Consider the following 13,152-nt stretch of genomic DNA (forward strand, 5'->3'; position numbering starts at 1 on the left):
GCATGAAAAATCGCTTGCTGATCGCCACGCTGTTCTCTGCACTGACCCTGACCAGTGTGTGCAGCCAGGCTGAAACCCTGAAGGTCGCCTCGACGCCCACCGGCAGCCCCTTCACCTTTCTCGACACCAAGCGCAACAGCATCGAAGGCGTGATGGTCGATATCGTCCGCGCCGTCGGCAAGGAGGCCGGCTTCGACGTGCAGATCGAGCCCATGCAGTTCTCCGCGCTGATCGGCTCGCTGAGCTCCAGGCGAGTCGACCTGATCTCGGCGGCCATGTTCATCACCGATGAGCGCAAGAAGGTGGTCGATTTCTCGACCCCGGTCTACAGCTACGGCGAAGGCGTGGTAGTGCCGAGCAAGGACACCACCGACTACACCGAAATGGCCCAGCTCAAGGGCAAGCGAGCGGGCGTCCAGGTGGGCACTGCCTTTGTCGCCACCCTGCAGAACAGTGGCCTGTTCAGTGACGTGAAGCTCTACGACACCACCGCCGACCTGCTGCGCGATGCCAACGCCGGCCGTATCGACGTGGCCGTACTGGACTACCCCATCGCGGCCTATGCCATCGCCCAGGACAACTTCCCCAACCTGCGCCTGGTGACCAGCTACAAGCCGACCATGGTCAACGACATCGGCATTGCCGCACGCAAGGACAACCCCGAACTGATGAGCCGCATCAACAGCGCCCTGGAAAAGCTGCAGGCCGATGGCAGCATCGCCGGCATCGTCAGCAAGTGGGGGCTGTAACCCGGTACCGAGGCCACTTTTCCGTGTACTCCACGGCGGCATGCCGCCGTGACGACTCGAGAGTCTTTTCATGTCCGAATTTCTGCAACGCTCCGCCGAGTACCTGCCGATTCTGCTGCAGGGTGCCTGGCTGACCATTCAGGTGACCCTGGGCTCGCTGCTGTTGTCCACCCTGCTCGGCCTGGTCTGGGCCACCATGCGGGTCTCGGGAATCAGCGTGCTGGTGTGGCTCAGCAGCTCGATCATCAACCTGCTGCGCGGCATCCCGATCATCGTGCTGCTGTTCTACATCTACTTCGTGATGCCGGACTTCGGCCTGTCGCTGAGTGCCCTGCAGGCCGGCATCATCGGCCTGGGCATCGCCTATTCGGCCTACCAGGCGGAGAACTTTCGCGCCGGTATCGAGGCCATCGACAAGGGCCAGCTGGAAGCCGCTGAAGCGATGGGCATGAGCTGGTGGCTGATGATGCGCCGTGTGGTGCTGCCCCAGGCCTTTCGCATCGTGCTGCCGCCCTATGGCAACACCATGATCATGATGCTCAAGGACTCGTCCCAGGCCTCGACCATCACGGTTGCCGAACTCGCCCTGCAGGGCAAGCTGATCGCCACATCCACCTTCCAGAACGCCACGGTGTTCACCCTGGTCGCGCTGCTCTACCTGATCATGTGCGTGCCACTGATCCTGCTGGTGCGCCACTTCGAGAAACGGGGGCAGAAATGATCGAGATCAGCGGGCTGCAAAAGGCCTACGGCGCTCTGCAGGTCATCAAGGGCGTCGACGCCAGCGTCGCCAAGGGTGAGGTGGTGTGCATCATCGGCCCATCCGGCTCGGGCAAGTCGACCATCCTGCGCTGCATCAACGGCCTGGAAAGCTACCAGGGCGGCAGCATCACCATCGACGGCCAGAAGGTCGAACGCGGCTCGCCCGGCATCAAGGCAATCCGCAGCGAAGTGGCGATGGTGTTCCAGCGCTTCAACCTGTTTCCACACCGCACGGTGCTGGAGAACGTCACCGAAGGCCCGATCTACGTGAAGGGCGAAAACCGCGAGCAGGCCATCGTGCATGCCAGGGAATTGTTGGCCAGTGTCGGCCTCGCCGAAAAAGCCGATGCCTACCCCAGCCAGCTGTCTGGCGGGCAACAACAGCGGGTGGCGATTGCCCGGGCACTGGCGATGCGGCCCAAGGCGATCCTGTTCGATGAACCGACCTCGGCCCTCGACCCGGAACTGGTCGGCGACGTGCTCGGCGTCATGCGCCAACTGGCTGAATCGGGCATGACCATGGTGGTGGTCACCCACGAAATGCAGTTCGCTCGCGAAGTTGCCGATCGCGTGCTGTTTATCGATGGCGGCCTGGTCGTCGAGCAGGGCGTCGCCAAGGACGTATTGAACGCCCCTCAGCACCCGCGCACGCAGGATTTCCTGCACCGCGTACTGAACCCGATATGAGGCGCAGCACATGAACCGAGCGTATTTCCCACTGCGTCATTCGTTGTGGGCGGCAACCGCCGTGGCCGCGCCGCACACCGATAGCCTGCAGGACGCCCTGAAGGCGGATGTGATCATCGTCGGTGCCGGCTACTGTGGGTTGAGCACCGCCCTGCACCTGGCCGAGCAAGGCGTCGACGTGGTGCTGCTGGAGGCGCAGGAAGTCGGCTTCGGCGGCTCCGGGCGCAATGGCGGTCAGGTGATTCCCGGCCTGAAGTACGACCCCAGCGAGCTGCTGGCGCGCTTTGGCGCCAAGGAGGGCCAGCGCCTGGTCGACTTTGCCGGCAGCACCGCCGATGCGGTGTTCGAGCTGATCGACAAACATGCCCTGGACGTACCTCGTGTGCGTCAGGGCTGGATCCAGGGCGCCCACAACGCCCAGGCCATGCAGCTGGCTCAGCGCCGTGCGCGCGACTGGGCCGCTCAGGGCGTGGCGACCGAGCTGCTCGACCAGGGCCAGGCCGAACGCCTGCTCGGCACCAACAAGTACCTGGGCGGCTGGGTCGACCCCCGTGGCGGCGGCATCCAGCCGCTGAGCTATGCCCGTGAGCTGGCACGGGTGGCGATAGCGGCTGGCGTACGCCTGTTCAGCCAGTCACGCGTCACCGCCCTGCAGCGCAGTGGCAAGCAATGGACGGCGACGGTGGCAGGCGGCAGCGTCACGGCAGAGCGGGTGCTGCTCTGCACCAACGGCTACACCGACGATCTATGGCCGAACCTGCGCAAGACCATCATCGACGCCAACTCCTTCCAGGTGGCCACCCAGCCACTGCCGCCAGCGCTGCGCCAAACGATATTGCCGCAAGGTCATGTCAGCTCCGACGCGCGCAACCTGCTGCTCTATTACCGCTTCGATCACACGGGGCGGTTGCTGATGGGCGGCCGTGGCACCTTTCAGGAACCCGACCCGACACGCCGGGATCACTGGTCGCACCTCGAGGCAGCGGTGGCCAAGCTGTTCCCCCAGGTGGCCGGCATACCCTTCGATTACCGCTGGTGCGGCCACGTTGCGGTCACCCGTGATTACCTGCCGCACCTGCACGAGCCGGCACCTGGCCTGCTCATCGATATCGGCTGCCAGGGGCGTGGCGTCGGCCTGCAGACGCGCATGGGCCAGGCGCTGGCCAGCTATCTGCTCAGTGGCGATCAGCGGGTGTTGCCGGTCCAGCCATCGGGCATCAAGGCCTTTCCGCTGTATGGCATGCGTCGTCTGTATATCGCCGCCGTGATCGCCTGGTATCGCATCACCGACGGTGGCGTGTAGAGGCTTGTTTCAGCCAAGGATGCAGAACAGCTTCTTCACCGCTACAGCGTTGCGCCAGGCATTGGTGGCACCGGCCGGGATGAGGATGGCTTCACCAGCCTTTACCTCGTAACGCTCGCCGCTCGGCGTATCGAAACTCACGCCGCCTTCGTAGAAGTACATCAGCTCGCTGTAGCCTGGCTGCACCTGTCGGCGCGCATAGGGCGTACAACTCCAGATGCCGATGCGCAGGCAGTCGCCGCTGTCGAACTGGGTGTGGCTATGGGCAATCGGCTCGGGCGTCAGCAGCACCTCGGCCGACGGCGGGCTGCACGGTTGCAGCTCGGCGTGCGGATCGATCTTCACCGCCCGCGCCGGCATCTCGCCCAGGCTGCCAGCCGCAGTGAACGCGACGAAGATGCGCCGCAGCTCGCCGTCATGCTTCCAGCGCAACGTGGCGCCACGAGGCACGAGCAGAACCTCCCCGGCGGACGCCGTCAGGGCATAGCCGTCACCCTCCACCTGCAGGGTACCGGCCTCGATGATGCTCAGCTCGACCCAGGGGAAGGCGCTGATGCTCTGGTCGACAGTCACGGCGCACGCCACACCGCTGACGTACCCTTGCTGCAGCGCCTGGAAGTGGACATGCCGCCCCTTGCTCAGCGGGTCGTCGGGCAGCGTGCTCTCGACCTCGTCAGGCAGCAGGCGGGTGGATTCGGGCTGGGTGAAATGCACAATGGGAATCATGGGCTCACTTCATTCGGCGGCTGAGGCCGGCCGCCTAAGCGCCGACCCGCAGCGGATCGACCTAACGGCCAAGTACATCGAGAAACTGCTGCCAGCCGGCGGCCAGGCGAACGCCGGGCGTGCGGAAGGCATGCAGGGGGATGGGATTGAAGCCCTGGCCGCCAAGCGGGCCGAGTTCGACCTGTTCGCCGGCCGTCATCGCCGCCAACTGCTTGCCCATCCACGTCGACATCGCCACCCCACCGCCGTTGTAGCCGATGGCGTAGTAACTGTTTTCGTCGAGCTGGCCTGCATGGGGCAAGTAGTCGAGGGTCATGGCCACCAGGCCTGACCAGCGGTAGGCGACCTGGTAGTCGCGCAGGATGGGGAACACCACTGCCATGCTGCGCTGGAGATCGTCGAAGGCGCTTTGCGAATCGTTTTTGCCGAATGCCCCGCGGCCACCAAAGATCAGCCGGTCGCCCACCACCCGGAACCAGCGCAGCATGCGCTTGGTATCACCGCACACCTGGCCGCCCGGCATGAGGCTGGCCAGTACCTGGGCCGGCAGTGGCTCGGTGGCGATGATGGCACTGCGAAACGGGATCAGCCGACGATGCAGCGTCGCGGTGGCGCGGCTCTGATCCGAATAGCCGTTGGTGGCGTAGATCACCTGCCGGGCACTGACCCGCCCCTGGGGCGTATGCACGATGACGCGGCCATCCTCGCGCACCACCTGCTCGGCGGGCGTGTTGATATACACCTGCGCGCCCCTGTCGAGCAGGTGCCGAGCAATCCCTCGCGCATAATTGAGCGGATGAATACCGCCAGCCTGCGGCGTCAACAGGCCGCCGGCAAAGATCGTCGAGCCGGTCAGCTCGCGTACCTGTTCGGCGGAAATCATCACCGAGGATTCGCCACCGGTTTCGCGCTTGATCCAGTCAGCGGTCGACTGCAAACCACCCAGCGCGTGAACGTTGTGCGCCGCCGCAATGTGCCCACTGAGCGTGAACTGGGCGTCGGCCAGGCCGAGGGTTGCCACCGTCTCGGCCACGCTGGCTACCGCCGCGTGGCCGGTTCGGTACATGTGCAAGGCGGTGTCACGCCCGAAGCGCGCCATCAGGCTGGAGAAGCCGACACGAAACTTCGGTGACACCACCCCGCCATTGCGGCCACTGGCCCCCCAGGCCAGGGTATTGGCCTCGACGATCAGCGGCTCACGGCCACTTTCGGCGATGTGCCTGGCAGCCGAGAGGCCGGTATAGCCGGCACCGATGATCACCACGTCGCACTGCCGATCACCTTGCAGCGATTGCAGGGCGGGGGCGGGTTGGGCGGTGGCCGCCCATAAGCTCTGAACAGTCATGCCAGCCTCTTGGCCAAGTTGGAAACGGCGCTCACGCGCCGGCCGTCACGCAACCAGGGTCAGCCCAGCTCTTTGTCGACCGCATCCGCCAGTTGCGCCAGCGAGGTGAAGTGGTAATGCGGCTTGGTGTGCGCCGACTCCAGGGTACCGCCGCTGCCCTTCTGCGCGTGGCGGCGCTCGATCCAGCACACCTGATAGCCCAGGCGCACGGCCACGCCGATGTCGTGGTACTGACTCTGCGCGGTGTGCAGGATGTCTTCGAAGAGGATGCCCTGGGTCGCCAGGGCGCCTCGCACGTAGCCGAAATATTGCGGATCGGGCTTCTCGAAGCGCGAGTCGTCGATGGTGAACTCGAAGTCGAACGGCTGCTCCAGGGTCGCGGCCATGTGATCCAGCGCCCAGCGCTGGGCGTTGGTCATCGCCACCAGTTTGTAGTGCTTGCGCAGGCGCTTGAGCGCTTCGACGGAGTCCGGGAAGGCCGGCCAGTTCTTCACCGAGGCGGCCAGGCCTTTGGCGTAGTCATCGTTGTCGGGCAGCCCCAGCGCACGCGCCATCAGGTGATAGCAGCGCTCCAGATCGTCCGGAAACCAACCCGCGTCTTCCATCGCACGGGCCTCGCGGTACGCCTTGAGAATATCGTCATCGCTATGGGCCTTGCCCGCCTCGCCCGATACTTCGCGCATGTGGGCGAGAATGCCGGCTTCAAAATCGATCAGGGTGCCGACGACATCGAACGTTAGGGCTTTGAACTGCTTGAAAGACATGGGGCGCTCCACAGGAAGGATCATGGGGGAAAACTCTCTGGTCGATTAATTATCGGCCTGCCCCCTCACGAAATATTCTGTTTTGCTCTAACCCTGAGGCATAACCTACCGTTTTTTTACTCGGCAAGCGGCAGCTGTGCTCGCAGGCCGATCAGGGGGCACGGGGCCAGACCGAAATGCACTTCCAGCTGCTGCAGCCTGGGTGCTACGACGCGGGCCTGTACGCCTTTGGCAATGGCGACCACCTGACTGTGGGCCGTCACTGCAGGCCGTTATCGAAGTGCGGCAAACGGCAGACGCTTGCTCAGCTCCTGGGCCAGGTAGCGAACGAACACGGAGATACGCTGGGGGATATGCCGGCGATGCTGATACACCGCGAAGATATCGCCACGGGGCGCCTGATGATCAGCCAATACGGCACGCAAGCGCCCACACGCCAGGTGTTCATGCACATCCCAGAGCGAACGCAGAATCAGCCCATGGCCTTCCAGCGCCAGGCTCACGGCAACTTCCCCGTCGTTGCTCGATAGCGTGCCACTGACCTTGTGGGAGAACTCGCGGCCGTCCTTGTGGAAACGCCAGATCGCGTAATCGCTGCCGAACTGGCGCAACACGATGCAGTTGTGGCGTGCCAGATCAGCCACGCTGACGGGTTCGCCCATCGCCTCGAGGTATTCAGGCGAGGCGCACAGAACCCGTGGATTATCCAGCAGCCGTACGCCAATCAAGCGTGAATCCGGCGGCTCGCCCATGCACAGCCCCACGTCGAATTGATCATCGAGCAGGCTCAGCGGCTGGCTGGTCAGCTCCAGGGATATCTCCAGCTGCGGGTGCAAGCGGGCGAACTGCGACACCAGTGGCGCCAGATGCCGCCGGCCGAAACCCAGGGTGGCATTGATTCGCAGCCGCCCCCGCAAGGTTGACTGGCGGCTGTCCAGGGCGCTTTCCAACTCTTCCAGCTGACGCAGGATCGGCCGCCCGCCTTCCAGATACAGGGAGCCCTCCGGCGTCAGCGACAAGCGCCGGGTGGTGCGTTGGAGCAATTGCACGCCCAGGCGTGCCTCCAGCTGGCTGAGGCGCTTGCTGACCGCCGGCAGCGACAAGCCTAGGTGGCGCGCCACCTCGGTCAGGCTGGCGCGTGTGGCCACCTGCTGGAAAAAACTCAGATCATCGATGGCGCTCACAATTGTTTCCGAAAAGATAAGAGTGCCTTTCTTTATAGGCCAATTATTAATTTAAAAACACTACATACACTGCCTGGCAATCCCCACGAGCCCCAGGAGTCCAATCATGAGCAAGGCCCAATACAAGATCGCCGTGATCCCCGGTGATGGCATCGGCAAGGAAGTGATGCCCGAAGGCGTGCGGGTACTCGACGCCGTGGCAGCCAAGCACGATATCGACCTGCAGTGGGACTGGTTCGATTTCGCCTGTGCCGACTACTACGTGGCCCACGGCAAGATGATGCCGGACAACTGGTTCGAGTTGCTCAAGGGCTACGACGCCATCTATTTTGGTGCCGTCGGCTGGCCGGACGTGGTGCCGGATCACATCTCGCTGTGGGATTCCCTGCTGCAGTTTCGCCGCGAGTTCGACCAGTACGTCAATCTGCGCCCCTGCCGGCTGATGCCCGGCGTCAAGGCGCCGCTGGCCAATCGCAAGCCCGGCGACATCGATTTCTGGGTGGTGCGCGAGAACACCGAAGGCGAGTATTCCAGCGTCGGCGGCAAGATGTTCCCCGGCACCGAGCGGGAGATCGTGCTGCAGGAAACGGTGATGACCCGGGTGGGCGTCGACCGCATTCTCAAGTTCGCCTACGACCTGGCACAGAGCCGTCCGAAGAAGCACCTGACCTCGGCCACCAAGTCCAACGGCATCGCCATCACCATGCCGTACTGGGACGAACGCGTCGCCGAAATGGGCAAGCAATACCCTGAGGTCAAGGTCGACAAGTACCACATCGACATCCTCACCGCGAACTTCGTTCTGCACCCGGACTGGTTCGATGTGGTGGTGGCCAGCAACCTGTTCGGCGACATTCTCTCCGACCTGGGCCCGGCCTGTACCGGCACCATCGGCATCGCGCCGTCGGCCAACATCAACCCCGAGCGCAAATTCCCCAGCCTGTTCGAACCCGTGCATGGTTCGGCCCCCGATATCGCCGGCAAGGGCATCGCCAACCCCATCGGGCAGATCTGGTGCGGCGCCATGATGCTCGACCACCTTGGCCACCCTGAAGCTGGCGCCGCGGTTCTGGCAGCCATCGAAAAGGTCCTGGCGATGGGGCCGCACAACGCGCCGCTGACCGGCGACATCGGCGGCACCGGAACCACCGAAGCGTTGGGCAAGGCCATCGCAGCGGCCTGCTGAGCGCCGTGATAGCGTGCACTCCTCTGTTTGAGCAAGCGCATTCAGAGGATTGCCGCGCGCCAGGCCGGCAACGCCTGCGAAGCGCCCATGGTCCTGCATCGATGCCCAACGTTCTCGACAGGGGTCACCTGCAACACGCGATCATCGTTATGCTCTACCCATGGCGCCTTCAGCGCCTTGCTCGGCAACCTGTACCGGCACATGGGTGGCGAACCGATGAACGGCCGGGTCGAGCGCAACGCCCGGTATTCGAGCCGCATGTCATCACGTTGAGCGCCCATAAAAAATCGCAGAGCGGGCATGCCGCAGCCGAGGCGGTGTGCAGGCCTGCTGCAGCGCCTGTATGATGGCGAGCCCGAAAGCCGTCTTGGTTACGCCCATCGTGACTCGCTCCGCCCAACACCTCTGGCTGCCTACGCCGCCATAAAGCACCGCCCCCTCGCGTCACCTCGCCGCTCGCCTTGACTGCGGCGCCCTCTGCTGTGCGTGTGATTCCGGTTTCTCGCCCAGCCCACTGAACCCTGAAAATTCGAACCTATCGCAAGTTGCTGTGCGTCTTCGCGCCGTGCTTTGCGACCTATTCGTGGGATTCCTATGCTCGCAAAACTGCAAAACACCTGGTTGTTCAACATCCGTGGCGATGTGCTCGCCGGTATCGTCGTTGCCTTGGCGCTGATTCCGGAGGCAATCGCTTTCTCGATCATTGCCGGCGTCGACCCGAAGGTCGGCCTGTATGCGTCGTTCTGCATCGCCGTGGTCATCGCGTTTGTAGGCGGTAGACCAGGCATGATTTCCGCAGCGACCGGCGCAATGGCGCTGCTCATGGTCACCCTGGTCAAGGAGCATGGCCTGCAATACCTCCTTGCTGCGACCCTGCTTTGCGGCGTGCTGCAGATTTTCGCCGGCTACCTCAGGCTGGGCAGCTTGATGCGCTTTGTCTCGCGCTCGGTGGTTACCGGCTTCGTAAATGCGTTGGCCATACTGATTTTCATGGCCCAGCTGCCCGAGCTGACCAACGTCACCTGGCATGTTTACGCCATGACCGCAGCGGGTCTCGGCATCATCTACCTCCTGCCGTACGTGCCCCTGGTTGGTCGTCTGTTGCCTTCTCCGCTGGTCTGTATCCTCGTGCTTACCGCAACCTCCCTCGCGCTGGGCCTGGACATCCGGACCGTCGGCGACATGGGCGAGTTGCCGGACACCCTGCCCGTTTTTCTCTGGCCGCAAGTGCCGCTGAACATCGATACCTTGCTGATCATCTTGCCGTACTCGGCGGCGCTGGCAGTGGTAGGCCTGCTCGAGTCGATGATGACGGCAACCATCGTCGACGACCTGACGGACACGCCAAGCGATAAAAACCGTGAGTGCAAAGGACAGGGCATTGCCAACATCGCCTCGGGCCTGGTCGGCGGTATGGCTGGCTGCGCGATGATCGGCCAGTCGATCATCAACGTTAAGTCCGGCGGCCGCGGCAGGCTCTCATCGTTGACTGCTGGCGTCGTGTTGCTGGTGATGGTGGTATTTCTCAGCGACTGGGTCAGCCAGATCCCGATGGCTGCGCTCGTTGCAGTCATGATCATGGTATCGATCGGCACGTTCAGCTGGGCATCGCTGCGCGACCTGCAGAAATACCCCCTGTCGACCAATCTCGTGATGATCGTGACCGTGGTGGTGGTGGTCTGGACCCACAATCTGGCCTACGGCGTGCTCGCCGGGGTATTGCTCGCCGCGATGTTCTTCGCGAACAAAATCGGCCGCCTATTGGCCATCGATTCGGAGCTTATCAACGGCACTCGACGCTATCGGGTTATTGGCCAAGTGTTCTTCGCGTCTGCCGATCAGTTCGTCGCAGCATTCGATACACGAGAGTCGCTGGAAAACGTGGTCATCGACCTGACCGATGCGCATTTCTGGGACATCACTGCAGTCGGTGCGCTCGACAAGATAATGCTCACGTTTCGCGGTGCGGGTACCGAAGTCGACTTGGTGGGGCTCAATCAGGCCAGCGCCACGCTGGTTGACCGTTTCGCCATGCATGGCAAGCCGGACGCACTGGATCAACTCTTGAAGCACTGAGTGGAGTCCTGCGCTCGGCTGGGCCCAGCTGCTCAGCCTGGCTGCGCAGCCCTTGGCCTGCCAGCCGAGTCTTTTGGCCAGAGGAGCGCTCTGGCCGCCCCACCTCCTCCTCGGCCTGAAGCAGCTGCAGCATCTGCGATGCACTAGCCAGCCAGCTTTTTATATGTGAATATCCGCATATTCGTTTTTTCATATATATGTGGCGACCATGCTGACCCCTCCCGATGCCTTCAAATGCCTGGCAGACGAGACCCGCGCTCGTGCCACCCTGCTGATCGCCGAACACGGAGAACTCTGTGTCTGCGAACTGATGTGCGCCCTGCAAGACAATCAATCGAAGATCAGCCGGCACCTGGCACAGTTACGAACTGCCGGGCTGTTGCTCGATCGCCGCCAGGGGCAGTGGGTGTACTACCGGCTCAATCCCGGCCTGCCGGAGTGGTTCAAAGAGGTGCTGCGCATCACCTCGGCAGGCAACAGCGCATGGCTGAGCGACGGCACGGCCCGCCTGAACACGATGGATGGACGCCCCGAGCGCGCCATCGGTTGCTGCTAAACCTGGCCAGGAGCCCTGTAGATGGTCATCGCCGCCGCTGTATTCGTCTTCACCCTCATCCTGGTCATCTGGCAGCCCCGTGGCTTGGGGGTGGGCTGGAGCGCGACGATCGGCGCCGCCCTGGCCCTGGTGGTCGGTGCGGTGTCGTTTCAGGACATCCCCACGGTCTGGGCTGTGGTGTGGAACGCCACCGCAACCTTCATCGCGATCATCATCATCAGCCTGTTGCTGGACGAGGCGGGTTTCTTCGAGTGGGCGGCCCTGCATGTGGCCCGCTGGGCGAATGGCAACGGACGGCGCCTCTTCGCCTTCACCGTGCTGCTGGGAGCAGCCGTTTCGGCACTGTTCGCCAATGACGGTGCCGCGCTGATCCTCACCCCCATCGTCATTTCGCTGCTGGTCGCACTGCGCTTCTCGGCCGGTGCCACACTGGCATTCGTCATGGCAGCGGGCTTCATTGCCGACACCGCGAGCCTGCCGCTGGTGGTCTCCAACCTGGTCAATATCGTTTCTGCCGACTTCTTCGGGCTGGGCTTCGCCGAATATGCCTCGGTAATGGTGCCGGTGACCGTGGCCAGCGTGGCCTCGACGCTGCTCGTGCTGTTCCTTTACTTCCGCCGTGAAGTACCAGCCACTTACTTGCTGGCCGATCTGAAAGCTCCTCGATCCGCCATCCGCGACCGCACCACCTTCGTCTGCGGCTGGTGGGTGCTCGGGCTGCTACTGGTCGGCCTGTTCGTATTGGAGCCCATGGGCGTGCCGGTCAGCGTGGTTGCCGCGGTGTGCGCCGCGCTGCTCTTCGCGGTCGCCGCCAGGGGGCAGGTGATCTCGACTCGCCGGGTGTTGCGCGAGGCGCCCTGGCAAATCGTGGTCTTCTCGCTGGGCATGTATCTGGTCGTCTACGGGCTGAACAATGCAGGCCTCACGAGCCACCTCACCGCCGTGCTCAACCGCCTTGGCGAGCACGGGATCTGGGCTGCGGCGCTCGGCACCGGGCTGCTGTCGGCGCTGCTGTCGTCGGTCATGAACAACATGCCCAGCGTACTGATCGGCGCGCTGTCCATCGATGCGAGTAACAGTTCCGACCTGGTGCGCGAGGCGATGATCTACGCCAACGTCATTGGCTGTGATCTTGGCCCGAAGATCACGCCCATCGGCAGCCTGGCGACCTTGCTGTGGCTGCACGTCCTGCAGCGCAAGGGCATCCGCATCACCTGGGGCTACTACTTCAAGGTTGGCGCCTTGCTGACCTTTCCCGTGCTGCTCATCACCCTCTCTGCGCTTGCCTTGCGCTTGAGCCTTTGAAGCCCGCCATTGGCGGCAGGAGTCACCATGCGAGTCCTTTTCATGTGCACCGCCAACAGCTGCCGGAGCATCCTCTCCGAAGCGCTGTTCAACCATATCGCGCCCCAGGGCTTCGAGGCCGTGAGTGCCGGCAGTTTCCCCAAGGGCCAGGTGCTGCCCCGCAGCCTGCAAACGCTGGAAGAGGCAGGCATCTCTACCACCGGCCTGAGCAGCAAGGGCAACGAGGCCTTCGCGGCCAACCCGCCCGATATCGTCATCACCGTGTGCGACAAGGCGGCTGGTGAAGCGTGCCCGGTGTACTTCGGCCCGGCACTCAAAGCGCATTGGGGGCTGGAAGATCCCTCCGATGTGCAGGGCGACGAAACCGAGGTGGCGGCAGCCTTCAAGGCGACGCTGGCACGCATAGAGCAGCGTTGCCGCGCCTTCCTGGCGCTGCCTTTCGGCGACCTGAGCGATGACGCGCTCAAGCGCGAGCTGGATCGCATTGGCCAACTCTGAGGGACGCATCG

Annotated in this window: 13 protein-coding genes; 9 read left to right on the plus strand and 4 right to left on the minus strand. The window is 63.5% G+C overall.

Annotated features, from left to right (window positions below):
• Positions 1-2 precede the first annotated feature (2 nt).
• From QYS36_RS02035 to QYS36_RS02050, 4 genes are all read left to right on the plus strand, one after another.
• Positions 3-749: an ABC transporter substrate-binding protein gene (locus QYS36_RS02035; protein WP_192424744.1), complete on the plus strand. Its 747-nt coding sequence runs from the start codon at positions 3-5 to the stop codon at positions 747-749.
• 70 nt (positions 750-819) lie between these two features.
• Positions 820-1,470 (plus strand): amino acid ABC transporter permease, encoded by a 651-nt coding sequence (locus QYS36_RS02040; RefSeq protein ID WP_308837912.1) that lies wholly within the window; start codon positions 820-822, stop codon positions 1,468-1,470.
• Complete coding sequence (locus QYS36_RS02045; protein WP_192424739.1) at positions 1,467-2,198, plus strand: amino acid ABC transporter ATP-binding protein; 732 nt, start codon at positions 1,467-1,469, stop codon at positions 2,196-2,198. The genes QYS36_RS02040 and QYS36_RS02045 overlap by 4 nt, the downstream gene beginning before the upstream one ends.
• Positions 2,199-2,208: 10 nt before the next feature.
• Complete coding sequence (locus QYS36_RS02050; RefSeq protein ID WP_308837913.1) at positions 2,209-3,501, plus strand: FAD-binding oxidoreductase; 1,293 nt, start codon at positions 2,209-2,211, stop codon at positions 3,499-3,501.
• A gap of 9 nt (positions 3,502-3,510) precedes the next feature.
• Here QYS36_RS02050 and QYS36_RS02055 read toward each other — a convergent pair whose 3' ends face one another.
• The 4 genes from QYS36_RS02055 to QYS36_RS02070 form a co-directional block, all read right to left on the minus strand.
• The gene (locus QYS36_RS02055) at positions 3,511-4,227 is read right to left on the minus strand and encodes a cupin domain-containing protein (protein ID WP_192424735.1); all 717 of its coding nucleotides are present in this window, start codon (positions 4,225-4,227) and stop codon (positions 3,511-3,513) included.
• Between the two features lie 61 nt (positions 4,228-4,288).
• On the minus strand, positions 4,289-5,572 hold the full coding sequence (locus QYS36_RS02060; protein WP_192424733.1) for an FAD-binding oxidoreductase: 1,284 nt from the start codon (positions 5,570-5,572) through the stop codon (positions 4,289-4,291).
• Positions 5,573-5,631: 59 nt separating this feature from the next.
• Positions 5,632-6,336: an HAD-IA family hydrolase gene (locus QYS36_RS02065; RefSeq protein WP_308837914.1), complete on the minus strand. Its 705-nt coding sequence runs from the start codon at positions 6,334-6,336 to the stop codon at positions 5,632-5,634.
• A 272-nt stretch (positions 6,337-6,608) separates the two neighbouring features.
• Positions 6,609-7,520 (minus strand): LysR substrate-binding domain-containing protein, encoded by a 912-nt coding sequence (locus QYS36_RS02070; protein ID WP_308837915.1) that lies wholly within the window; start codon positions 7,518-7,520, stop codon positions 6,609-6,611.
• A gap of 106 nt (positions 7,521-7,626) precedes the next feature.
• Here QYS36_RS02070 and QYS36_RS02075 point away from each other — a divergent pair, with 106 nt between their 5' ends.
• The 5 genes from QYS36_RS02075 to QYS36_RS02095 all read left to right on the plus strand — a co-directional run bounded on the left by QYS36_RS02075 (position 7,627) and on the right by QYS36_RS02095 (position 13,141).
• A complete protein-coding gene (locus tag QYS36_RS02075; protein ID WP_308837916.1) occupies positions 7,627-8,706 on the plus strand; it encodes a tartrate dehydrogenase in 1,080 nt (359 codons plus the stop codon).
• Positions 8,707-9,300: 594 nt separating this feature from the next.
• Complete coding sequence (locus QYS36_RS02080; RefSeq protein WP_308837917.1) at positions 9,301-10,782, plus strand: SulP family inorganic anion transporter; 1,482 nt, start codon at positions 9,301-9,303, stop codon at positions 10,780-10,782.
• A gap of 208 nt (positions 10,783-10,990) precedes the next feature.
• Complete coding sequence (locus QYS36_RS02085; protein ID WP_308837918.1) at positions 10,991-11,338, plus strand: metalloregulator ArsR/SmtB family transcription factor; 348 nt, start codon at positions 10,991-10,993, stop codon at positions 11,336-11,338.
• A gap of 21 nt (positions 11,339-11,359) precedes the next feature.
• The gene (locus tag QYS36_RS02090; RefSeq protein ID WP_308837919.1) at positions 11,360-12,643 is read left to right on the plus strand and encodes an arsenic transporter; all 1,284 of its coding nucleotides are present in this window, start codon (positions 11,360-11,362) and stop codon (positions 12,641-12,643) included.
• A gap of 27 nt (positions 12,644-12,670) precedes the next feature.
• Positions 12,671-13,141: an arsenate reductase ArsC gene (locus QYS36_RS02095; protein ID WP_308837920.1), complete on the plus strand. Its 471-nt coding sequence runs from the start codon at positions 12,671-12,673 to the stop codon at positions 13,139-13,141.
• Positions 13,142-13,152 lie beyond the last annotated feature (11 nt).

It is taken from the genome of Pseudomonas sp. G34 (genome assembly GCF_031119625.1).
Lineage (GTDB): Bacteria > Pseudomonadota > Gammaproteobacteria > Pseudomonadales > Pseudomonadaceae > Aquipseudomonas.

Excerpts from the sequence above, each read along its gene's own strand:
- QYS36_RS02035 (WP_192424744.1), top strand. The coding sequence starts at position 3 with ATGAAAAATCGCTTGCTGATCGCCACGCTGTTCTCTGCACTGACCCTG.
- QYS36_RS02040 (WP_308837912.1), top strand. The coding sequence starts at position 820 with ATGTCCGAATTTCTGCAACGCTCCGCCGAGTACCTGCCGATTCTGCTG.
- QYS36_RS02045 (WP_192424739.1), top strand. The coding sequence starts at position 1,467 with ATGATCGAGATCAGCGGGCTGCAAAAGGCCTACGGCGCTCTGCAGGTC.
- QYS36_RS02050 (WP_308837913.1), top strand. The coding sequence starts at position 2,209 with ATGAACCGAGCGTATTTCCCACTGCGTCATTCGTTGTGGGCGGCAACC.
- QYS36_RS02055 (WP_192424735.1), bottom strand. The coding sequence starts at position 4,227 with ATGATTCCCATTGTGCATTTCACCCAGCCCGAATCCACCCGCCTGCTG.
- QYS36_RS02060 (WP_192424733.1), bottom strand. The coding sequence starts at position 5,572 with ATGACTGTTCAGAGCTTATGGGCGGCCACCGCCCAACCCGCCCCCGCC.
- QYS36_RS02065 (WP_308837914.1), bottom strand. The coding sequence starts at position 6,336 with ATGTCTTTCAAGCAGTTCAAAGCCCTAACGTTCGATGTCGTCGGCACC.
- QYS36_RS02075 (WP_308837916.1), top strand. The coding sequence starts at position 7,627 with ATGAGCAAGGCCCAATACAAGATCGCCGTGATCCCCGGTGATGGCATC.
- QYS36_RS02080 (WP_308837917.1), top strand. The coding sequence starts at position 9,301 with ATGCTCGCAAAACTGCAAAACACCTGGTTGTTCAACATCCGTGGCGAT.
- QYS36_RS02085 (WP_308837918.1), top strand. The coding sequence starts at position 10,991 with ATGCTGACCCCTCCCGATGCCTTCAAATGCCTGGCAGACGAGACCCGC.
- QYS36_RS02090 (WP_308837919.1), top strand. The coding sequence starts at position 11,360 with ATGGTCATCGCCGCCGCTGTATTCGTCTTCACCCTCATCCTGGTCATC.
- QYS36_RS02095 (WP_308837920.1), top strand. The coding sequence starts at position 12,671 with ATGCGAGTCCTTTTCATGTGCACCGCCAACAGCTGCCGGAGCATCCTC.